The sequence below is a fragment of the Muricomes intestini genome, from assembly GCF_004346165.1.
Lineage (GTDB): Bacteria > Bacillota > Clostridia > Lachnospirales > Lachnospiraceae > Muricomes > Muricomes intestini.
The window spans coordinates 1-22912 of sequence record NZ_SLZZ01000015.1 but is presented as its reverse complement, the minus strand read 5'-3'; the positions used below and the strand labels follow the sequence as shown (position 1 = coordinate 22912).

At 39.4% G+C, this 22912-nt stretch carries 25 protein-coding genes and 1 pseudogene; 23 read left to right on the top strand and 3 right to left on the bottom strand.

Annotation, left to right across the window (positions count from 1 at the left end):
* Positions 1-341 precede the first annotated feature (341 nt).
* The 15 genes from EDD59_RS11190 to EDD59_RS11125 all read left to right on the top strand — a co-directional run bounded on the left by EDD59_RS11190 (position 342) and on the right by EDD59_RS11125 (position 14258).
* Positions 342-995, top strand: coding sequence for an NAD(P)-dependent oxidoreductase (locus EDD59_RS11190; RefSeq protein WP_132381871.1), 654 nt, complete (start codon positions 342-344; stop codon positions 993-995).
* A 147-nt stretch (positions 996-1142) separates the two neighbouring features.
* Positions 1143-1913, top strand: a complete 771-nt coding sequence (gene ygiD / locus EDD59_RS11185) for a 4,5-DOPA-extradiol-dioxygenase (protein WP_132381869.1) — start codon at positions 1143-1145, stop codon at positions 1911-1913.
* Between the two features lie 152 nt (positions 1914-2065).
* On the top strand, positions 2066-2464 hold the full coding sequence (locus EDD59_RS11175; protein ID WP_330572081.1) for a VOC family protein: 399 nt from the start codon (positions 2066-2068) through the stop codon (positions 2462-2464).
* 444 nt (positions 2465-2908) lie between these two features.
* Complete coding sequence (locus EDD59_RS11170; protein ID WP_132381865.1) at positions 2909-3127, top strand: hypothetical protein; 219 nt, start codon at positions 2909-2911, stop codon at positions 3125-3127.
* Positions 3128-3278: 151 nt separating this feature from the next.
* A complete protein-coding gene (locus EDD59_RS11165) occupies positions 3279-4034 on the top strand; it encodes a type IV toxin-antitoxin system AbiEi family antitoxin domain-containing protein (RefSeq protein WP_132381863.1) in 756 nt (251 codons plus the stop codon).
* Position 4035: 1 nt separating this feature from the next.
* Positions 4036-4167, top strand: coding sequence for a hypothetical protein (locus EDD59_RS18305; RefSeq protein WP_279233357.1), 132 nt, complete (start codon positions 4036-4038; stop codon positions 4165-4167).
* Between the two features lie 97 nt (positions 4168-4264).
* Positions 4265-4435 carry a hypothetical protein gene (locus EDD59_RS17810; protein ID WP_165920917.1) on the top strand — a complete coding sequence of 57 codons (171 nt, stop codon included), beginning with the start codon at positions 4265-4267 and terminating at the stop codon, positions 4433-4435.
* Positions 4398-4751 carry a type II toxin-antitoxin system RelE/ParE family toxin gene (locus EDD59_RS11160; RefSeq protein ID WP_165920916.1) on the top strand — a complete coding sequence of 118 codons (354 nt, stop codon included), beginning with the start codon at positions 4398-4400 and terminating at the stop codon, positions 4749-4751. The genes EDD59_RS17810 and EDD59_RS11160 overlap by 38 nt, the downstream gene beginning before the upstream one ends.
* 251 nt (positions 4752-5002) lie before the next feature.
* The gene (locus tag EDD59_RS11155; RefSeq protein ID WP_132381963.1) at positions 5003-5566 is read left to right on the top strand and encodes a Fic family protein; all 564 of its coding nucleotides are present in this window, start codon (positions 5003-5005) and stop codon (positions 5564-5566) included.
* A gap of 50 nt (positions 5567-5616) precedes the next feature.
* Complete coding sequence (locus EDD59_RS11150) at positions 5617-6093, top strand: hypothetical protein (protein WP_132381859.1); 477 nt, start codon at positions 5617-5619, stop codon at positions 6091-6093.
* A 186-nt stretch (positions 6094-6279) separates the two neighbouring features.
* Positions 6280-7737 carry an RNA-binding domain-containing protein gene (locus EDD59_RS11145; RefSeq protein ID WP_243117409.1) on the top strand — a complete coding sequence of 486 codons (1458 nt, stop codon included), beginning with the start codon at positions 6280-6282 and terminating at the stop codon, positions 7735-7737.
* Positions 7721-9130 carry a Wadjet anti-phage system protein JetA family protein gene (locus EDD59_RS11140; protein WP_132381857.1) on the top strand — a complete coding sequence of 470 codons (1410 nt, stop codon included), beginning with the start codon at positions 7721-7723 and terminating at the stop codon, positions 9128-9130. The genes EDD59_RS11145 and EDD59_RS11140 overlap by 17 nt, the downstream gene beginning before the upstream one ends.
* Positions 9130-9783, top strand: a complete 654-nt coding sequence (locus EDD59_RS11135) for a DUF4194 domain-containing protein (RefSeq protein WP_132381855.1) — start codon at positions 9130-9132, stop codon at positions 9781-9783. Before EDD59_RS11140 ends, EDD59_RS11135 begins: the two co-directional genes overlap by 1 nt.
* Positions 9770-13027: an SbcC/MukB-like Walker B domain-containing protein gene (locus EDD59_RS11130; RefSeq protein WP_165920915.1), complete on the top strand. Its 3258-nt coding sequence runs from the start codon at positions 9770-9772 to the stop codon at positions 13025-13027. Before EDD59_RS11135 ends, EDD59_RS11130 begins: the two co-directional genes overlap by 14 nt.
* Entirely contained in the window at positions 13020-14258 is a 1239-nt protein-coding gene (locus tag EDD59_RS11125) for a Wadjet anti-phage system protein JetD domain-containing protein (RefSeq protein ID WP_132381851.1), read from the top strand. The genes EDD59_RS11130 and EDD59_RS11125 overlap by 8 nt, the downstream gene beginning before the upstream one ends.
* A gap of 612 nt (positions 14259-14870) precedes the next feature.
* Here the strand turns inward: EDD59_RS11125 and EDD59_RS11120 are convergent.
* Positions 14871-15719 (bottom strand): hypothetical protein, encoded by an 849-nt coding sequence (locus EDD59_RS11120; protein WP_132381849.1) that lies wholly within the window; start codon positions 15717-15719, stop codon positions 14871-14873.
* Positions 15720-16051: 332 nt separating this feature from the next.
* Here EDD59_RS11120 and EDD59_RS11115 point away from each other — a divergent pair, with 332 nt between their 5' ends.
* The 6 genes and pseudogenes from EDD59_RS11115 to EDD59_RS11095 all read left to right on the top strand — a co-directional run bounded on the left by EDD59_RS11115 (position 16052) and on the right by EDD59_RS11095 (position 19015).
* Positions 16052-16597, top strand: coding sequence for a TetR/AcrR family transcriptional regulator (locus EDD59_RS11115; protein WP_132381847.1), 546 nt, complete (start codon positions 16052-16054; stop codon positions 16595-16597).
* Between the two features lie 176 nt (positions 16598-16773).
* On the top strand, positions 16774-17049 hold the full coding sequence (locus EDD59_RS11110; protein ID WP_132381845.1) for a TetR/AcrR family transcriptional regulator: 276 nt from the start codon (positions 16774-16776) through the stop codon (positions 17047-17049).
* Between the two features lie 118 nt (positions 17050-17167).
* A pseudogene (locus tag EDD59_RS11105) lies at positions 17168-17343 on the top strand (PDDEXK nuclease domain-containing protein); the annotation flags it as partial.
* Positions 17344-17545: 202 nt separating this feature from the next.
* Complete coding sequence (locus tag EDD59_RS11100; RefSeq protein ID WP_132381843.1) at positions 17546-18112, top strand: DNA-3-methyladenine glycosylase I; 567 nt, start codon at positions 17546-17548, stop codon at positions 18110-18112.
* A complete protein-coding gene (locus EDD59_RS17805) occupies positions 18069-18245 on the top strand; it encodes a hypothetical protein (protein ID WP_165920914.1) in 177 nt (58 codons plus the stop codon). The genes EDD59_RS11100 and EDD59_RS17805 overlap by 44 nt, the downstream gene beginning before the upstream one ends.
* Before the next feature lie 194 nt (positions 18246-18439).
* A complete protein-coding gene (locus EDD59_RS11095; protein WP_132381841.1) occupies positions 18440-19015 on the top strand; it encodes a uracil-DNA glycosylase family protein in 576 nt (191 codons plus the stop codon).
* Between the two features lie 125 nt (positions 19016-19140).
* On the opposite strand, the gene EDD59_RS11090 is transcribed toward EDD59_RS11095, so the two are convergent.
* Entirely contained in the window at positions 19141-19398 is a 258-nt protein-coding gene (locus EDD59_RS11090) for a DUF3781 domain-containing protein (protein WP_132381839.1), read from the bottom strand.
* 439 nt (positions 19399-19837) lie between these two features.
* Between EDD59_RS11090 and EDD59_RS11085 the strand changes: the two genes are divergently transcribed.
* Positions 19838-20467 carry a helix-turn-helix domain-containing protein gene (locus EDD59_RS11085; protein WP_132381837.1) on the top strand — a complete coding sequence of 210 codons (630 nt, stop codon included), beginning with the start codon at positions 19838-19840 and terminating at the stop codon, positions 20465-20467.
* Between the two features lie 110 nt (positions 20468-20577).
* On the opposite strand, the gene EDD59_RS17960 is transcribed toward EDD59_RS11085, so the two are convergent.
* Complete coding sequence (locus EDD59_RS17960; RefSeq protein WP_207670398.1) at positions 20578-20733, bottom strand: hypothetical protein; 156 nt, start codon at positions 20731-20733, stop codon at positions 20578-20580.
* A 338-nt stretch (positions 20734-21071) separates the two neighbouring features.
* Between EDD59_RS17960 and EDD59_RS11075 the strand changes: the two genes are divergently transcribed.
* A partial coding sequence (locus EDD59_RS11075; protein WP_132381835.1) for a pyruvate formate lyase family protein occupies positions 21072-22912 on the top strand: 1841 nt, incomplete at its 3' end.

Genomic DNA, 22912 nt, shown 5'->3' with positions numbered 1-22912 from the left:
TGGTCTCCTGCGCAATGACGTAGAGCGGCAGGCCTGTGTGCTCGATTCTGTGCCGAGGTTCGTTTGGACGGGAAGATCACGATGTACGAAAATAATACACCGGATTGGCAAAAAGACGTCCCCTGCTATTATTATTTCGTCTGCATTCATTTTGCCCGGCGCATGCCATCCAGATAAAAGGAGGTAAAACATCGAAAAAATCACGTTACCATCACCCAAGCGTTGACGCAGCAGATATTGCCGCTCAAAAGCAGGGGGTACGGCGATAGAGCCTTTGCTCGTGAACGGGGTGGATGCTGGTTATAAAATGTGACGCAATTATAGCCGATTAATTAGTTGTTTTGGAAGGAGGATGTCAAATGAAAATCACTGTTTTTGGCGCAACGGGAAAAACGGGGAGTGAGGTGGTAAGACTTGCACTCGACCGCGGATACAATGTCGTTGCTTTTGTCCGTGATTCTCGAAAGGTTACTATCGAGAATCCTCAATTAGAGGTAGTTCAAGGCGAGCTTGGTGATAAAGAAACACTGAGAACCGCCCTGAAAGGCAGTGATGGGGTCATCAGTGCGCTTGGGCCTACGGGAAAGCCATCGGATGCGGAACTGAGCGATGGTATTGCGAATGTCTTATCCGTGATGGAAGAATACGGAATTAAAAGATTCATCGTTCTTTCTACCACCAGCAATCAGGATTCTCTTGATAAGGACGGATCTCGTTTCAGGATGAGAAGAAACATGATTCGGCGGGGCAGACCGATTACCTACGAACAAATCAATAAATACAGCCAGTTGGTTCGTGACTCAAATACTGACTGGACACTCGTAAGAATTGCCGCACTTTTGACGGATAAACCGCTGTCTAAACATATTCGGGCAGGGTATCTGGGGAAGGACAAGCTTGGCTCAAAGTTGTCGCGTACTGATTTGGCTTGGTTTATGTTGGAGCAGATTGACAGTGCTGACTATGTTCGAAAAGCACCGGCGGTGAGTAACTGACGGCAAAAGCGGACGGAAACGTTTATGGGTGGGAAAAATTAATTATCCTTATTCAAGCCGTACGGAATACCGGACGATTAGAAATAAGGTAATAAAACGCACGGCTAAAAATAAATAGCAAACACATACTGAATAGGAGGTATTAATATGTCTAAAATGCCGATGATGTTTATAGGTCACGGTTCGCCGATGAACGCAATAGAAGACAACCGTTTTACCAGAACTTGGAGGGATATGGTAAAAGAAATACCTAAACCGGACTCCATCGTATCTATCTCGGCACATTGGTTTACAAAAGGGACTAAAATTATGAACGAGGAGAATCCGAAGATGATCTATGACATGTATGGATTTCCAGAAAAGTTGTATGAGGTTCGCTATGATGCTCCCGGCAATCCGATGCTTGCAGAAGATGTAAAAAGGTTAATCAGCCGACCAAATGAGTTTGATAATTCCTGGGGTATTGACCACGCGACTTGGGTTGTTCTGGTTCATATGTACCAAAAACGGGATATACCCGTCTTTCAAATCAGCATAGATGCTGCCGCTCCGCCAGCGGTGCATTATCAGATTGGTAAGGAACTGAAATCCTTGAGACAGCAAGGCGTTCTACTGTTTGGCACCGGAAATATCGTTCACAACCTGCGAAGGGTTGACGCATCTATGCGTGGCAAGGGATTTGATTGGGCCTACCGGTTTGACGATTATATCAAAGATGGCATCGAAAACAAGAAATATGAGGACGTCGTTGACTATATGAGTCTGGGAGAAACGGCAAGGTTAGCCGTTCCTATGCCGGATCACTTTAATCCGATCCTGTATATATTGGGTGCCGCAGATCAGGAGGATGAAGTATCAGTCTACAACAACAGCTGTCTGGCAGGTTCCGTGTCAATGACCAGCTATTTGTTTCAATAAATTGCATTTGATTTTCAATAGTCAATCTAAGGAGATCACGCATATTGGTGGCCTGCGGATACGCCCTATGAGGTGATGGTTGGCACGGTGCTTACTCAGAACACTGTGTGTGGCAATGGCGAGAAGGCAATCGCCAATTTTAGAGGCAACCTATCCCCGGAAATTCTATTTCCCTTATGGTTGCCTGCGCTGTCCCGGAGGAGGTTGACAGGCTCCACGCCAGCTTGTCTGACGGGGAAATAGAGCTTATGCCTTTGGGTGCTTATCCCTTTAGTAAGCAGTATGCATGGGTTCAGGACAAGTACGGCCTTAGTTGGCAGCTAATGCTGGTGGATGATGCTGAAAAACAGCAGCGGATTAGGCTGAAGCTGTTTTTTTCGGGAGAGGCCTGCGGAAAAGCGGGAGCTGCCCTGGATTATTATGCTTTGGTTTTTGATGAAGCTGAGAAAGGCTATGTGAATTACTATCAGGAGGGAGAGAATCCTGAGAAAAGAGCAGTAATCAACTACGGGGAATTAAAAGCAAGGATACTATTTATAACGGATATCTAAGGGTGAGTCTCGTTCCAGCAGCACCTTTTGCACGAGCATTCTGATACAAATGTGTTCATTGGAAAATCTGCCCTGATGCTCAGAAATATTTAGACAGCATACCAGTCATTCGTGGTGTCAATGGTATTGAGTTGGTGGATTGGTTTTGAAATATTATGGATATAATGAAAATTAGTTAATTATTACTTACGCTAAGATTAAATTGTGCTTTGCGGGACTCTTTATCACACACTCAACACGTATAGAATGCTGTGTTCTGTTGCAGCGAGGGGATGGTAAGATAAAATGAAAATTAGCGGCACAGATGGAATATTACAGGGAGAAGATTCAGGGCAATCCTGACTGGGTGCTAGCTGGAGTTTTCTTTGATTGTGAAAGTGGATTAAGGATTCCATTATAGAAATTTCTTCAGATAGATTTATAAATCCTGAAAGGTTTTCTTTCATGCTTCAGCTAGCTAATGACAGTCCAAATGGATTTCTTAGATTTGAAGCAGTCAAAAATATTGAAATAGGTCCAGATAAAACTTTTTTAGTGCCTGATGATGGTAAATGGATGGAAGGTAGTGTCCGTAATATCATTATTAATAGTGAGAAAGGGCAGACATTAGAAAATATTGAATACATATCTAATACTGATTTTCTGAACTTCCTTAATAATTAACTCTCTAAACAAGACAGAACCTTGAAAAGACCTCCATTTTCGTAACAGTTCAACCCCAAGGCTAAACTGTTACCAAGAAGTTTTAATATTAGCACAAACCCATTGAAATAACCATGGGTTTGTGCTAATATTAAAACGAGGTGAATGTTATATGAAATATTACGGGCAGCTAATTGATGAGAGAGTTTTTGGCTATCCTGCTCTGGCAGAGATTATAAGTGAAAATAGAAATACGATATATTCATTGATTCGCGAATACCTTCAAAAACATTATGTGGAGCAGGTAAAGAAAGGACTGTATGTAGCCGTGAGCATGGAAACAGGTGCTCCGGTAGCCAGTCGTTTTGAGATAGGAAGCCATATTTTGGAAAATGGATACATTTCTCACCATAGCGCATTTGAGTACCTTGGTTTTACAAACCAGATGATGCATACGGTGCAGGTATCGGGAAGCGGACGGTTCCGCCCATTTTCCTTTGATGGGTATCAGTACCAGTGCTTTCCGGAGCGGATTAAGCCCGGAGTGCTTCAGAAAGAGAACAAAATAAAGGTGACGGACACGGAACGAACCGTTTTGGATTCTGTGAATGATTTGGAAAAGGCAGGAGGAATCTCCGAACTTTATCATTGTCTGCAGATGGTTCCGTTTCTTGATGAGGATAAACTTTTGTATTACCTGGAACTGTATGGGAAACAGTTTCTCTACCAAAAGGCCGGGTTTATACTAGAACCGTTAAAAGAAGATTTAAAACTGACAGAACAGTTTTTTGATAAATGCCGTGAATATATGGGGAAAAGCAGACGCTATTTTTCAGATACAATGGAGCGCCAGACGATGGAGTATGTGTCCGCATGGCAGATGTATGTCCCGAAGAATTTTAAGCGTATGGCAGAATTGGAGGAGTAACTTGAGATTAACCAAAAAAGAACTGAACAAAATAGCAAGGGAGCAGGGCTTTGTGCGTGACACTTTAGAAAAGGTTTATCGGTTTAAAAATGTCCTTGACAAGGGGTACAATTTAGAGTTAGATAATTTTTGATGGAAGTAGTTTAAAAATTTAAATATTAATCTCTTGTATTGACAAGAGTTTTTGAGTATACTAAAGATAGAAGTAGAAAAAGGAAGAGGTGATTTGTATGAGTCCGGCACAACAGCTTATAGATTATCGTAAAGAAATTGATGAAAACCAGAAACAGGTAAGAGAAATGGTATTAGAGAGTTATCGTGATATCGCAGTGGGAAAAGGCCGTGATCATAATGAATTCTTCAATGAACTGGAGAAAAGATATTCCGATGACAATATATAAAGTTATAACCTTACCGTTAGCAGAAAGTGACATTGTAAATCAGACAGATTATATTGCGTTTAAACTAAAAGCGCCTGGGACTGCAATTAATATGGTGGGAGGATTTCGAAAGACAATAAGTAGCCTTAGTATGTTTCCACAAAGTCATGAATTAGATGAAGACGAAGAGTTAGCGAGGTATGGGATTAGGAAAACATATTATAAAAATTACAAAATATTTTTTCTGATTAATGAAAAAGAAAAAACCGTCTACATACTTAGAGTATTTCATATGCTTGTTGATTATAAGGCCAAAATTCTAAAGGTTTTTGAATAAAGTAGAAAGTATTATGAAAGTCCCTTATTTGTTAAGCAGGTAAGGGGCTTGTTTATATATTATGAACGGTATTCCGCCATAAACAACATTGATATCCCAAGATTCAATTGTGTCTTTCGATAATCCGATTCACACTCAACACACTGCAAATGCATTTTAAGTATTTCGGAAATTAAAAGGCGAAAAAGATGGATTAAGGGAATGATATAATGGAGTAATCGAAGATATGTCTTACATTGCAGGAAACAGCAATGGTATTGGAGGGAGTTACGATTGATAAAAAGCCTCTAAAAGATCATTTGGAGGCAGTTGGACATCGCGATGCATTCTTATATGTACAGGATTTGGTAACGAACAATACACCTTTTACCGAGTATATTATCAAGCAAATTCATACTTTGGTTTTAATGGATCGGCCAGAAGATAGGGGGATTTATCGTCGCATACCAGTTCGCATCATGGGGGCTTTTCACGAACCGCCCGAACCAGCATTAGTGCCAGAACTTATTGAAAAATTAATAGTGGAATTTCATTCTGCAAGGATACATCCAATTGAGAGTGCTGCACTGTTTCATTTAAAGTTTGAAGGTATTCATCCTTTTGTGGATGGGAATGGTCGGACGGGGCGCCTAATACTCAATTTATTTTTAATGCAGAATGGGTATCCACCAGTTAATGTGAAGTTTGTAGATCGCAAGCGATATTATGAGGCTTTTGATAGTTATTACCGTGATGGCTCATCTGTTGAAATGACAGAGATAATAGCTGAGTATCTGGAAGAACGTTTTCAAGGCATTTTAATGTATCTGGAATAGCGATCAAATATTATATGCCGAGGTAACGCATGAGTTCAATATTTGATAATATGAGCAATAAAGATAAATGCCAGAAATTCACCCCCGTGGATATGGTTCAGAAAAAGTTAGATTTGGCTGGGTATACAACGAATTTAACAGGAAAGCGTGTACTAGAAAATTCTTTTGGATCAGGGAATATGTTACTTGAAATAGTCAGGCGATATATTAAAAATTGCCTTAATCAAAGTATACCGCTTATTGAGGATACTGCTCGCCAATACCTTTATCCGGACACTGAGGGAATACAGAAAGCGTTTGTAAGAGACGACCAATATTACATAAAAATTTCTGATGAGTGCAAAGAAGATGACACCGTAAAAGATTTTTATAAACAGATAAATCTCGGAGGAGAAATACATAGGCTTGACTATTTATTGATGAGTATGATTGGAATGAATAGTAAGATGATGGACAGGCCAGAAGTAAGTCAAAAAATAGGACAAGCAATAGAAATGCTTCGTGCTAAAAGAAATATTATGGGATAGAAGGCCTCCACCAAGGTTCGATTGCGCCTTGCAGGAATCTTTTTCGCACACTCAACACATTGCGAGCTTTGTGTCGAATTGTGTCGAAAATGAGGAATAGCTTATTGCTGGAGAAAAGAAAATGGTAGATAAAGAATTTATCACCCACTTTATCACCCACATGTGATATAATTAATGCGTGGTACGGTGGGGAATAAAGTCGGTCGTGAAAGGGAAAGCAAAATGAGTAATGTAATTGAAGTCATTAATGAACTATGGCAATATGACTCGGAACGTGAATGGTTTGAATTTAAAGAGAATTGGTATAAGCCGGATGAACTAGGAGAATATATATCTGCTCTTTCCAACAGTGCTGCTTATGAAGGTAGAAAGCAGGGATATTTTATATGGGGGATAAATGATAAAACACATAAAATTGTGGGGACTGATTTTAATTGTAATCAGGATGTCAAAAACGAACCTTTAAAACACTATTTGGCAAGACAACTTACTCCAGATGTGAATTTTAAATTTGAGGAAGAGATTATAAATGGAAAGAGGCTGGTTATGCTGACGATTCCGTCAGCAAAGTCAGTTCCAACAGCTTATGCACGGGAACGGTATATTAGAATTGGATCCAGCAAGGAGAACCTTAGGAAATTCCCGGAAAAGGAATCTTATTTATTTAATATATTGAGCCATGGCTTTCCTACGATGGAGAATAGGCCATCGTATTATCAAGATTTAACTTTTGAAAAATTGCTTATCTACTATGGGGCGAAAGGATTGAAACTTAATATTAATACATTCAAAAAAAATCTATCCTTGTATACGGAAGATGGAAAATACAATATTTTGGCACAATTGCTTTCAGATAATTCTCATATGCCAATCAGGGTTGCTATTTTTTCTGGGAAAACGAAAGCAGATAATATGTATTCTGTGAGGGAGTTTGGAAATCAGTGCCTTTTATACTCGCTTGATGAAGTTCTTCGTTATGGTGATGTTTTAAATATTATACAAGCCGACGAAAGTAATCGTGTGGTGGAGCGAACAGAAGTGCCATTATTTGAGAATGATGCGTTCCGAGAGGCTGTAATCAATGCGTTTGCCCATAATAAATGGGTCAGTGGGAATGAACCGATGATTACCGTTTTCTCCGATAGAATAGAGATACTTTCGCGAGGGTCATTAGCGCCGGAACAGACCATGGAGGGATTTTTTGCAGGGGAATCGATTCCTGTCAATAAAAAACTGTCAGAGATATTATTGCAGCTTCATATCAGTGAGAAAACCGGAAGGGGCGTGCCAAAGATTACACAGTGTTATGGAAAAGAAGCATATGAATTTCGCGAAAACTCTATTGTAGTAAAGATACCGTTTAATTGGATTAATGTGATGGGTGATAAAATGGGTGATAAACAGGGCGATAAAGACAAGGAATTCCGATTGACGCAGACACAAATTCAAATATTAATGGAAATCCGTAACAATCCCAACATAACAAAACCAAAACTGGCGCTACAAATCGGGGTTGGAAAGACAACGATTGATAATGGAATTGCCGCACTGAAAAAATATGGATTCATTGAACGAATCGGTTCTAATAAATCTGGTTATTGGAAAGTGCTTAAAGTGGAGAATTTAAATGGAACGGCTTTTTGATGTAATACCGTCTGGCTTTTTTAACTGCTTGTCCAGTGGAAGTAATAATGGAATCTATTCGGATTGTCTTCAGATTATTTATGAGCAATATGACAGGGAAATCTCTTATCGAATTGCGAGAAGCAATATTCGGGATGCTCTGGCATCTTATCTGCTGGAAAATCATGTAGAGTTCCTTGATGGGGAGGAAGACAGCGGGAGCAGGAAAAATTATAATGACCTGGCCAATGGTATAATACGGAAATTTTCTTCCAAAGAGATTGGTTGGCTGGAGGAAGAGAATGATGATGCCACTTATGAAAAACATATTATTATGACTGAACAGGGGATATTGCTGGCTGAGTTTTTACAGCAATTAAGAAGGCCGGAAAGAGAAGAGTATTCCAGCTATATCTACAATATCTATAATGTCCTGCACAATGAAGAACAGTGGTCTCAGGATCCATACGTAGAAGGACTGAAAAACATTTATCGCAATGCTAAATTATTGTCAAAAGCATTAAAAAGGCTTTCTACATTTATAAAGAAAATTATTGAGCGAATGGTGAGGGAGGAAAGCCTGGAAAGCCTGACGGAAAATGTTATTGAATATTGTGAGGGGAATTTTATCCGAGAATATGCGAGGCTTACAAAGCAGCAAAATATACACATGTACAGGTCTTTTATCCGTTCAAAACTGGAAAGCATGCAAAGTGATAGGGTACTCTTTGAACTTCTCGTAATAGGATGTGCAGTAGAAGAAGATTTAGAAGAGGAAGCAGCAAAAGAACAGGTTCTGGATATGATTCAGAGGACAAGAGGCTTCCTGTCTGAAGATTATGACCACATTATGAAAGAAATCAAGCACAAAATTAATGTGTATCTGCAAATTGCCGTGGGACGCGCACGATTTTTAAGAAACCGGGAATCGGATGTCAGAGGAAATGTGGAACAGACGATTAAGTATATAGCGGAGGAAATGCAGGAGTTGGAGTGGAAGGTGGAATTGCCGGATGAAATGGAGGCTTTGTTTTTGCTGGACAGGAATGAATTTATTGACAGAGGTTCCATCCGTTTTCCAAGAAAGGCACAGACAATTCGTAAACAAACCTTTGCAGATTTGGAAGAGATGACAGAGGAAGAACTTGAAAAAGCAAGAAGGGCCCATGAAAAGGAAGCCTATAATCCGTATTCAAAGGAGAAAATGAAGGCATATCTGGAACTGGTTATGAGAGATGAGAAAAGTGTAAGCAGCGATAAGTTGCCTATGGAAAGTAAAAGAGATTTACTTTGTACCATGTCCGCCGTGGCATACGGAGAGGAGAATGGGCTTTCGATTCAATTGAAAGATGGTTATGTGGAAACGAATGGTATGATACTTCGCAGATTTGAAATTATCAAAGGAGAAGACTGATGAGCATAGAAGAATTTTGGGAAGAATACACCTCGTCAGAACGAGACTTGTTTCAGCGGTCGTGCAGGCGTTTGCTAAAGCATACTTTTATTGTGCGTGATAAAGATGATGAGAATAAAAAGGTATACTATTTTATTTCTAAGAAGCCGGAACCCTTTTCAGGGTTTTTTGGCTATATCGGTTTTGACATTGTAGTGGATAGGGAAAACGGGGTTGTTATGCTGCGCAATTGTGCGGATGTAGGAGAAAACGGAAAGATACAGGCGAATCGTCTTCAATTGAAGAAGGCAGAGAGTGTGGTATTGTGCTGCCTTTGGGCTTTATATGCAGATAGAATGCGTTCGGGAAATCTCTCCCGATCATATTTAATTTCCATAACGGATTTACGGTTTGAGATGGAAAAATATGGGGTAAAAGAACAGATTGATAAAAGCACTATGGGGAATATTTTGGCGCTGTTTTCAAAGTTTAATCTTATCGATGTAAATGGCAAAGTAGGGGAGGAGGATTGCCTGATCCGACTTTATTCATCATTGCAGTTTGCACTGGATTCGGAAGAATTCCGTCGCTTTGTGGAAGTGACGCAAAAGCGAATGATTGAAAAATCAGGGGAAACTACAGATGATGAGGAGGATAACGATGCAGATGAATAGGAAGACTGCCACCAGATTGCTGCTGGTTCAATGGTCAAGATTTCAGAATGAATGTATCCATTTGGAAGGTTCCACATTGTTTACCGGAGTAAATGGAAGCGGGAAGTCTACCATTCTGGATGCGGTGACGTACCTGCTGACGGGGAATACACAGTTTAATAAGGCTGCAAAGGACCGGGACAGAACCGTAGTTGCATATGTGAGAGGAGACACCAAAAGCAACGGCACAGAGAGATACTTGAGGATGGGCGAGGTTGTCAGCTATATTGCAATGGAATTCTGGTCGCCAGTTGAGAATTCTTATATGGTTATTGGCGTATGTATCGAGTCGGCCAATGAGTTTTCCTATAAGAGCAGTTGGTTCATTTGCCGCAATTCTCAAATTGAGCAGATAAATTTTACCGTGGTGGAGAATAAGCGGGTTCGATTTACACCAAGAAACGAGCTGGCTGTAGGTGGGCATAGATTAAAGTCAGCAGATTTTCTGGGGAGAGACAAGGGAGTAGACCAGGTTCTCCGTGCTCTGGGACTGCGCTGTGATGCCACAAAGTACCGTACAAAGCTGCTGAAAATGATGGTATTTAATCCCGAAAATAATATTGATCAGTTTATTCAGGATTGTGTACTGGAACCAGGAAAGGTAGATTCTCTGAAAGAACTTCGAGAGCAGAGGCGTCAGTTTGAGCACATTAGAGGGATGTATGAAAATTTAAGGAATAGTAAAGTCCGACTGGAGACAGTGGAACAGAAAACGGTGGAGTACGAGAAAAAACTACGGAATCTACATATCCGGGAGTTGATGCTATGCTATCAGGAACTAAGGGGGAAAGAGGAAGAAAAAATACAGGCGGAAAAGAAGTTGGAATCACTTGTACATAGACAGACAGTCCTGGGAACCCGTAAGAAAGAACTGGATAAAAAATATGAGGCGGCCGGCGAACGGTATCGTATTGCAGAAAACAATGATATTTTCAAGGGAATGCAGGATAGCATTCAGGTGCAGAAACGACAGATAGAAAATTTAGAATTTGAAATTGAGAAATATGAGGAAAAGGTTGCGGAACTTAAGAACTTACAGATACAGATGTCCGGGTTGTTGAAACGGATTGCGGAATTTCTTGAGGTTGGGGAGATGGACAAGCAATATTTGTGCCATTTGGCTGAAAAAGAATACGACGAGGATAAAAAACTTCAGGTGTTTTTACATTTTGCGGAAATGGTCAAGGCGCAAAAGAATATTTTTTGGACGAATGAGGTTCACAGCAGGGACCGGATCGGGCAATTGAATACAGAGATGGATGAGTTGGAAGAAACGATTAAGCAGCTGAAATCCAATCAGATGGTATTTCCTAAAAAAGTTGAGAGTGCAAAGCGAATCATCCAAGAGGAATTTAAACGGCAGAAAATCCAGACAGATGTCAGGATATTTGCAGAACTTGTGCAGGAGATTAAGGACGCAGAGTGGAGGGCGGCGATTGAGACATTTCTTGGGAGAAAACGTTTTTATATTATAGTGGATGGGGACTATTGTCACAAGGCCATGGAGGTTCTGGAACAGAAAGAGATACATGGAGCCAATGTGGTAATTACGGACAAACTGCCGGACACCCGGATGGCAGCGGGATCGGCGGCGGAGATGCTGGTGATTCCCAATCTTTATGCCAGAAGATATGCTAATTATCTTCTGAATGGAATTCACCTATGCGGAACATTGGAAGAACTTCATGAATACCCCAAGGGCGGTCTTATGAAAAATGGGATGCTGGCGAAAAGCTATGCCGTGTCTTACATGGAAATTAGAAAGACAGAATTCTGTTTGGGAGGAGATGCAATCAAGTTTCAGCTTGAGAGAGCGGAGGAGGAAAAAGAGAAGAAGAAAACGGAACTCCGAGGTATGAAGAACAATGTGGAGCAAAGTGAGAAATACCGTAGAGAGATTGACCGGGTAGATTGGGATGTTAATCACTATGACTTTGGGTCTGCAAAAACGCTGGACGAAAATATGGAAAAAAAGGAAACAATTAAGAAAAATATTGACAAAATACGCAGTAATCCAGATTTTATGACGGTTTTGCAAGAGCAGCAGGATGCGAAACGGGAGTTTGATGAATTCAAAGAGGCAGTGAATAAGGTTTCACAAGAGATAGGTTCCTGCAACAAAGAACAGGAAACAGAGAACACAAGACTCAAGACAATTTCTGGAGAGTTATATGAACTGAATCAGGAATATTCTAGGAAATCCATGGAACGCTTGGAATTAAAACGCCCAATGATGGAGGAATATGAAAGGCTGGTTAAGGGAAAGGAATATACATGGAAGGCCATTACACCTAAAACGGTTCGTAATTTAGAGGGGGAAGTGAAAGAGTGTGTCAGGCAGTTGGAAAGTGCACAACTTGAATATTGTAAGTTAGCCGAAATCGATATTAACAGAAGAGGTGTGGGATGTATTCCCTTTTATAGAGAAGAATACAGGAATATTGCGAATATAAAGATAGAAGAAGCGCAAAACCGACTGAAAGAACAGGGAGAAAAGCTGGAAAGCGCGTTTATGAATGATTTTGTTGCAGAAATCAATGAAACAATCCGAGAGGCACGAGAAGAAATAGAAGTAATTAACCAAGAGCTAAAGCGTATTCCATTTGGTAATGATACTTACCGGTTTGTTATGGAGGAAAAGGCAGACCGTAATGTGTTTTTTCGGATATGTAAAAAATTGGAGCAGTACATGGATTCTCCAGAATTATATATGAATTCGGCAAGAGATGATGAAGAGATGGAGCAAGATATTCAGGAGTTTATGAGTATTATTCTGGATGAGGAGGACGAGGCGGAATACACAGATTACCGTAAATATTTTGTGTATGATATGAAGATTGTCAGCAGGCAGGGAGAGCAGGAAATCACTTCGGATTTATCAAAAAAGCAAGGCTCAGCAAGCAATGGAGAAAAACAAACACCGTATTTTATTATTCTGGCGGCCAGCCTGCTCCAATATTATCCAAGACAGGTCTGTTGCGCCAGACTTGCTTTCATTGATGAGGCATTTTCTGCTTTATCCAGAGAACGCATTGAACAGATGGTAAAATATTTTGAAGAGAATCAATTTCAAGTGTTTTACGCAGCACCTCCGGAAAAAATAAACAGTATCGGAACATTTATTGAATCTACGGTAAGTCTGGTAATGTCAGGGAGGTATACCCATGCGGTAGAAGGGCTGGTGAAGGATTATCAGAATGTTTAGTGAAAACCAGAAAAAAGTGCTGGGAATCCTTTTGGACCAGTATGAAAACAGTAAAACTTATCAGGGTGAAAACAAGATTACGCAGGGTTTCTATGCTCTGCCAGAGAGGGTGTTTAAAGATTATCATTCTGATTACGTGGATATGAATCTTGTTTGTGATTTCGAAAATCAGATGAGGGATTTGGAGAACAGTGGATTGATATCTGTGAGACGCAACAAGGGGGTAATTGAGAAGCTGGCGGCAAATCCGGAGAAGTGGCAGGATTACTATAGGATTTTGAAGAGACAGGACAAGCGTACCTTGCAAAGAATTCAGATAGAATTGTATAAAAGCTACATGGGAGAGGAATTTTTGTTGGATCGGTTTTGTCAGGAGCAGATAGACAGGCTTAGGGAAAATAAAAAGGCTGTTTATGATGTGCAGGTTGCAGAATTTATATTGAAACTTTGCAGATATATATTAGGAAATCAGGAAGATATTCTGGAAAGGGAATTGTCCGTTGCTGTCCTCGGTGACAGTAAAAAATGGGAAAAGCAATTCCGCTCCAGAGTCTGTAGCCTTCTAAAAAAATATGGCGATTATGATACTTTGCTTTTAGGCGTTTCTGATGGAGAGGATAAAGAGGACAAGCGGGAGACGGAGCGGATTCTTTTAGCAGAGCACCACGTTTATTCTAATCCTGCTTATGTATATTTTAAAGGAAATGCGGAAATTTTATTTGATAATGGACAAAAAATGTGTGTGAACCGATATATGCCAATCGCGTTTTCTACGGAAACATTGAATCAGCTGAAAACGATTCAGATTCTAGATCAAAACGTGATGACTGTAGAGAATCTGACATCATTTAATCGAATGCAGGAAGAGCATACATTTTTAATCTTTTTGAGCGGTTATCATAATTCTGTGAAGCAGCAATTAATCCGAAAAACATATGATGCGAATCCAGGACTGGTATGGCAGCATTTCGGTGATATTGACCCGGATGGTTTCTACATCATTGAAAATCTGAGAAGAGGAACAGGAATTGATTTTAATCCGGTTTACATGGATAGGGAAGTTTTGAAAAAATATAAAGATTATACGAAGCCGTTGACAGATAATGACATACGAAAAGCGACGGCACTGATTCATAATGAAATGTATCATGATATTATGGGGTATATGCTGGACACCGGAGGAAAATTGGAGCAAGAGATTGTCAGTTGGATGGGATGGAAGGTAAAGTGATCTATTTTGTATAACGAATCAAAAGGCTTCCGCCAAGGTTTAACCACGCCTTTCAGGAATCATTTGGACAAAGTAAATCATATTTTAATAACTGTTTTGCGTGATATAATCGTGAATTGAAGGATAGTGAACTGGAAATATATAGAAAAGCACGTAATTTACTTTATGTTGCGGTAGCCAGAGCACGTATAAATTTAAGAATCTTATATACGGAAAATTATCAAAGTAAAAAGGAGATATTTGATAACATTTTTGCCGATGTATCATGTGGAAAAAGGAAAATGATTGTTCAAAGGAGGTTTTATAAAAGAGCTTCTTGGGAAAGTAAGAGGTTCCACCTAGGGATAATTCTGTTCTGTGAACATCATTTTTATACACTCAACACACGTTGAGTGCGTAGTGTTGATGTCAAGGGGACAGAAGTAGGGCACGAAGAAGTGTAGAAAACAAGGAAATTTTGAGACTTACAACTATAATTCATATATGGGGAAAACTGCTTGAAGCCCGGTAAGAATCAAGCTATTGCATATAGAAGATTCATGGTCGTAGGGTGAGTAAAACCAACACTATAAGAAAATCCCCGTGTCCAGTATGGACGCGGAGATTTTTTGGCTAGTGGTTTTTCTTTTTCATCCGATTAATGACCGTTCCTAATACTTTCTTTTGAATAAAATTGGGATGCTGTTTTGCAGCTATATGCATACCATTGTTGAATTCGACCATTAGATGCCATTTATGACCTTCGGCAATTTCTTTTGGTGCATTTTCAGGAAGGAATACACCCAGCTTTACTTTCATACCGGTTGGTGTATTAGTCAATTGGTGCATGCCCAGCATCTTCGTGTCTTGACCGTTTGAACGAAGAAAAGTCTTTCCAGCCATTACGATATCAACATCTTTAGCAGGCTTGACTGGATAATCTTCTTTGCTTCCCAGTCTCAAATCAAGATAGGAAGGATCCTTATACATGCCGAATGTTTCGATGATTACCTGCCGCCCCGTTTTATCAGCATCAAAATAGTAATGTTCAGGATGGATTGTAGATGGCAAATATAAATTGTTAGTCTTCATCAAACTTTGATTAAACATCAGAAACTGGATTAAAGAAATATTTTCTGTCTCCACTTCGACATACGATTCTTGAAAATTGACTCCGGCACAAGAAGAAGCCGCGATTTCCTCCCACATGTGGTCACCACGTTCAATTTCCGGTTTGAATAGTTTTAGTGTCTTTTCTTTACCGATGGATTCCCGGGTTTGGGCTAAAGCAATCTTAGCGCTTTTAAGTGGCAAATCTAAAAGTTCCTTGAGCGATAAGGTTTTATTATTTAAGGAAATGGGTATCTTTTTTTCATCAAATATGTGGAAAACATGATGGTAACGACTTAGTTCCATTTCTAGTATCTCTTGTTCAGAAACAATACGACCGCCGACAGTAAACGTTATTTTATAATCATTCATTATAATACCTCCATAGACATTTATTTTATGACGTTGGGGCAAAAGGTATTTTGCCCCCTGATACCTACGGATTGTTACGCACTTTGTGCTCTCGCAATCCTAAAAACATTCGAAATATGCCCTACTCGGGCTGCTTTCTCATGTTTTGCGGCTCCCAAGGTCATGCCTTTTCATGCAAGCATGAAATGCATGGCCTTTTGACCCTGGTATCATTTTATAAACAGATTATAAGACAATAGATATCATACGACAACAACATAAAATACATACTTGTAGAGTAAAACTACAACATGTAGAATAAAGATATCTATAAAAGGAAAGCAGGTATGAAAATGGCTGATTTACGATTTGAAAGAACCGAGCAAATGCTCCAACTAAACTTTTTGAAGTTACTTGAGACAACACACTTTAATGATATTTCTATCGCAAAGCTTGCAAAAGCGAGTTTAATTGACCGAACGACATTTTATGCTCATTATGAAAATATCTACGAATTGGCGGAACAACTCATTGATCAGTATTTGGAGCATTTTGCAAAAGTTTTTGAGCAAAACATTAAAAAGAGAAAACAAGAGGAGAAATTTGACAGTTATTCTTTTCTTGATGAGGAATTGAATGCTTATTTGGTTGAGAACCGAAAAAAAATCATGCTTGTCCGCGCGCTTAATTTGGGCATAAATAGCTTTGATGCGAAGCTGCGCCGCCTATTTAAGAGCGAATATGTAGAAGCATTGAATATTCCGGAAAATGAGTTCACTATTTATTTGCTGGTTAATCTGGCGATGAGCAATATGGATTTTACTTTAGAGAAACAAAGAGTTCCATCAAAGAAGGAATTGAAGGAGGGATTGGTTAAAATCGAAGAATATTTATCTTGATTTTTTTCCCTTTATAATAGACAATAGTGGCCAAAGAAAAACGTGGGCTACAAGATATTCCTACAGGAATTTATCCTGTAGGGTATCGGTATAATTGTAAATATGGGTCAGATTTACTATTCTAATGTACACAATTTATCTACCATAGCCTCAAATTTCTTTTTAATGGGAGGTAATTGTTAAAAGAGAAGCCGTTTTCAGAAATAACCGCTTCTGATATTATTAGAGTTTCTGGTGTGGCAAGAGCATCTTACTATCGAAATTTCGAATCAAAAGAAGAAATTATTGAGGCATACATGGAGCGTCACCGCACGGAAGTGGCTCATATGATTACTTTCTCAGAATCGTCTATGGAACGCTATAGCTTATATTTTTTATCGGGGGCAATGTTTAATACAACAATTCAATGGTTAAAAAGCGATGCTACCGAATCGCCGCGGCAGATGTATTGAGATTCATGGCTAAATCGGTTATAATATTTCTTAATGATCTTAAAAAATGCAGAGAAATTACAGTAGTTGGGGATCCATTATAGAAGAGCAAGGCGGTAACGCGTGTAGAAAATGAGGCTTTTATGAGAGTGATTTAGAACAGGCATTAATCACTCATTACAGAAATTCTTGTTAGAACTTGGGAGAGGATTTTCATTTGTTGCCAGACAGAAGAGAATTACTTTTGAGGGACGTCATTTCAGGATTGACCTTATATTTTATAATTACGTTTTGAAATGTTTTGTTCTTATTGATTATTTGTACAAATCCAGTGGTCCAACGAAAAATACAAATGAGAAGCAGTAAAATGCTTTCAGGTAAACTGGGATGTCTTAGTGGAAATGAAAAAACAGCGGCAGGTTTATTGAAAGATATGACAAAAGCCATTGTTGAGTAGAGACTGAAAGAAAAGTATTTGCTGAAGCCTGCAATGAAATTAAAAAGATGAGGTGTAGAGATGAATGAATGTTGCGATTGGACGAAAAACGATCCGCTTATGCTTGCTTATCATGATAACAGATGGTGCCAGCCCTGTCATGACGATACGGAACTCTTCGCCATGCTTTGCCTTGAAGGGCAGCAGGCAGGATTGTCGTGGTCGACTATTATACATAAGGAAGCTGCAATCAGGAATGCATTTGACGGATTTGATATCAGTATCGTTGCCCGGTACAATGAGCAGAAAATTGAAACGCTGCTGCGGAATCCCGAAATTATACGAAGCAGAGCCAAAATAAGGGCAGCTGTACGAAATGCTAAAGCAGTGCAGCAGATAGTTTCTTCCGGTGAGTTTAAATCATTTGATGACTATGTTTGGCATTTTACGGAAGGAAAGCAGATTGTTCACCATTTGAAGAAGCTCTCCGAGATGCCCGCCAAAGATGAATTGTCAGAAACCGTAAGCAAAGACCTGAAGAAACGAGGATTTAGTTTTGTTGGTCCTGTCATCGGCTATTCATTTTTGCAGGGAGTTGGTGTGATTGATGACCATCTGGATGGCTGCCCTTGCAAGGCAGAAGGATAAGAACGAACGGAGAGTTGTAAAGGGCAAGCTGGTGGGAGACATCTGTGATAACTGTTTCTTTTTGAAGCCGACAGAATCTATGCTGAATGGGATGTATGGCAAATTGCCGGACAGAAAGAAAAAGAAGTCCTGACATCTCACAGCACGGAATGTCAGGAAATCGTCATTCTCTCCTGATAAAATGAAATTAAAGAACAGGAGGAATAGGGGATGGAATGAATAGCGGGCATTCAAAAAGCAATTGATTATATGGAAGTTCATCTGATGGAAGAGAACGATTATGAATATGTAACCAATCCCAAATTTAAGGAGGAAAAGTGAAATATAATGATGTTCGAAAAGATCAAACAAGAAATTATGTCTGACAAAATGAACGAATCCTATACAAAAATCGGGATCCCACCATTATTTAAAGCTTCTGCAGATGCTCGCATTGCTATAGTTGGACAAGCACCGGGACGTAAAGCAGAAGCAACTCAATTGTTTTGGAATGATTTAAGCGGCGACCGATTAAGAGAGTGGATGGGAGTATCTCGCGAGATATTTTATAATACGGACCGTATCGCTCAGTTGCCTATGGATTTCTATTATCCAGGAAAAGCGAAAACCGGTGATGTCCCACCTAGAAAGGGCTTTGCAGAAAAATGGCATCCACGTTTACTTGATGAGATGCCAAATATTGAAATCATAATTCTGATCGGTAGCTATGCGCAGAAATATTATTTAAATAAAAGATGTGAGAAAAGTTTAACTGAAACAGTGAGAAATTTTCAAAAATATTTACCGGAATATTTTCCATTGGTTCATCCTTCTCCTTTAAATCTTGGCTGGTTGAAACAAAATCCATGGTTTGAAAATGATGTTTTACCTGTTCTAAAAGAAATAGTGAATAAGAATTTATAAGGAATCCTATATGAATCTTAAAATATATGAATTTGATGCCATTATACACAAGGCTCCTGATATAGACGATGCACGCAAAGGAGGCACACGTTACACATCATTCTTGCTATTATCTCTAAGATGAACTAATTATCTTTTGTTATGTGTGCGGTAATTATGGTGTAGCTATGCGCATTTACAGTTATCTTAGCATTGTTAATATACGCATACCAATTTTTTCCTTGCCTAATTATGCTATCCGCATTTTCAATTTGTTGTCTGCACCATGCAACCACATCATCAGAATCCAATCCCAAATTTCTTTTTATGCGTGCAATGCCCAATTCTGTTGTATGCAGTTTGGCAAGATTGCTTAATAAATCATTTTTCATTTCTTCATTCATCCGTATACCACCTCCATATGACCTATTAAATTATAACATTTTACTATCACATGTTCAAACAAAATCGGAAGGAGCGTGTTATTGACAATTTACCATTGTAGTATAAAAATCATCAGCCTAGGAATGGCGGTACAGTATTTTGCGGCAGGAACAGCAACCACACTAGATGTTTATGAGTTACTACAAAACGGTATCGGCACCGACTCAGGTTCTTTCCCGGCTCCAATTCCAACTTAACACCAGAAGTATTTTAAAATTTATTTGAATGAGTAAAACTTTGTTACTTCAGTATTGAAGGCGAAACTGAAAAATGATATCTTATACTGGTTAATAAGTATCGTAAATAATATTGAGTATTCTACTCAGTCTACGGAGCGTAGATTATTTTTTTGAGTGTTTATGTATACAATAAAGCGGGATAAAATATGGAGGTGGAGGCATGGATTGTGTGAAAATAGGTAAATTAATTGCCAAGCTGCGAAAGGAAAAAAATCTTACCCAGAGAAATATTGCAGATGCGTTGGGTATTCAAAATAAAACGGTTTCAAAATGGGAATGTGGTTTAGGGTGTCCTGATCTGTCGCTATGGCCAGAACTATCAGCTATTTTGGGCGTTGATATGAAACAGATGATGGAGGGCGAGATTACATCAAACAAGCCAGACAGCGGCAACATTGATAAAGTACGTTTTTATGTCTGTCCTTCCTGCGGCAATATTTTAGTTAGCACAGCAAGTGCCTCTATCTTTTGCTGCGGAAGAAAATTAGAACGTATCTTGCCAACGGATGCAATCACAGCACCCAAAATCACAGTAGAGGAAATGGACATGGATTACTTTGTAACTTTTGACCATCCAATGACCAAAGAGCATTATCTTTCTTTTGTGGCCTATGTTAAAAGTGACAGAATATTTCTGAATCGGTTGTACCCGGAACAAAACCCAAGCTGTAGGTTTCCTATAACTACTGGCGGCAAACTATATGTTTATTGTATTAAGCATGGTTTAGTAACTTGCCAAAAAATTAATGAGGAGCTTAGCAAATCTAATGATGAGGAGTTAGGTAGTTAAATTAAGTATGTGCAGATTGGTATAATCTTCATGCAGTTAGATTTATATACAGATTCCGATTTATGCGTTTGCCATAAGCAATAATCTTGTACGAGGAAAAATAGGGGAATTCAAACCACACTTACCCCAGGCGAGTCTAAAAGGCTTATTGAGAAGAGAGTTAAAACACTGCCAATTGCTATTAGGGATACAGGAAGCGCAATGGCGGTCATGCTTATGTTTATCCCTGTAATAATAGCATTGTTATTTTTTCCAACTATATTCATCTTCTACAATTCAACAGCATGGGTATATATCATTGCTTACGGAGTGATTGCCGCAATTGGCAATTTTATTGGGAAATTGTTTTTTAAAGCGTAACCGCAAAATAAAATAGCGGATACTAACGTAAACAGAGCATATAGAGTTCAGAATGCAATTATAAGTACTTTTGAAGAGATAGAAGAATATATTCGTGTTATACATTAAAGGAGGATATAGCAGTCCTTCTTTTTCATAAAAAATTACACCTTTAACTAAAAAAAGTAGGTTTCTATCGTTTGTATAAAATGATATTTTAATTATGACATATTTAATAATTTAAAAATATTGGCGAGGTGAAAAAATGGTGGTAAAAGATTCCTATCAGCTGTCAACGGAACCTGTAAGAACAAAACGAATCAATATGCTCCATAAATATATAACAACATCTAAGTATGGCATATGCGTTGAAAGAGCCAGGTTATTGACTGAGTATTATAAGAAGCATATAGATCAGACTCCGATTATCAGAAGAGCTCATGCAATTGACTATGTTCTTCAAAACATGAGTATTTACATTTTGCCGGGTAGCCTTTTCGCAGGAAACCAAGCTTCTCATCCGAGATGGGCACCTTTGTTTCCGGAATTTGATGCAGAATGGATGAACAGTGAGATGATATATGGGAATCCCTATTTTCCGGATAAGCGTCCAGAAGATCAATATATACTTCGAGAAGAAGACAAACCTGTTATTCAGGAATTTTGTAACTGGTGGAGAGGTAAAACGGTAACCGATATCTTGTGCACCAGACTTCCACAAGAAGCTATCCATACGCATTTCAATATTAAGGCTGCTGATATAGGGGCTTACTTTCAGGGAGGTGATGGACATTTTGCACCAGATCATCCATGGCTGATCAAAAATGGTGTTCAGACAATCATTGATGAGTGTGAAGAAAACTTAAAGAAAATAGACTATAAGAATGATCCGGAATGTATTAAGAAAAAAGATTTCTATGAGGCGGCAATCACCAGCGCCAATGCAATTATTAAATTTGCGGCAAGATATGCAGATTTGGCTGAAAAGATAGCTGCAAAGGAAAAGGATGAGACAAGAAAAGCAGAGCTCCTGGATATGGCAGACATTTGCCGCAACGTTCCAAGGAACCCGGCACGTAACTTTAAAGAGGCATTGCAGTTTATCATTCTGACCCATATCTGTATTCAGATTGAAGATAACGGAGCAGGAATATCTTTTGGCCGTTATGACCAGTTCATGCAGCCGTATTATGAAGCAGGTATTGCGGATGGAACACTGACCAGAGAACTTGCAACCGAGCTGACAGAGAACTTTTTCTTGCAGATTTATACCTGTAATAAGGTTCGCAGCTGGGTCGATACGGACTTTTTCCGTGGGGTTCCAATGTTCCAGAATCTGACTATCGGCGGTGTAGATCCGGAGACCATGAATGATGCAACTAATGATGTGAGCTATATAGCACTGGATGCTACGTATAATACAAGAGTACCACAGCCTTCCCTTACGGTACGATTTCATAAGAATACACCGATGGAGTTCAAGATGCGTGTGGCTGAGGTAGTCAGACTTGGTACAGGTCTTCCCTCCATCTTTAATGACGAGACTTACACAAGAGCAATGATGAACCGCGGCTATGAGATGAAAGATGCTTATAACTACTGCATTATCGGATGCATAGAGCCTGGTGCACCTGGACTTTTAGGGGGGCGTACTGGAGGTGCATGGCTGAACTGTACAAAGGCCTTGGAGATGTCTCTCTTTAATGGCAAGGATCCAAGAACGGGAATCTGTCTGCATAAGAACTCCAATGGAAAGACACTGGCGACCTTTGCATCTTATGAAGAGGCAAAAGATGCATTTGTTGACCAGATGAAATACTATATCAAGATGGAAGCAATCTTGGAGAATACTATCGACCAGGTGTGGGAGGAAATGTTGGATGAGCCAATGGCAGCAATCTTTGCCTGTCCGACCACAACAATTCCAAGGGGGAAGCCAATCAAACAGGGCGGCGCAAAATATGATCTTACCGGTCAGCAGACAATCGGTACTGCAAACATTGCAAACAGTCTGTATGTAATTAAGAAACTGATTTTTGAAGACAAGACAATTACCGGAGCGCAACTGCAGCATGCCCTGGAAACAAATTGGCAGGATGAGACAAC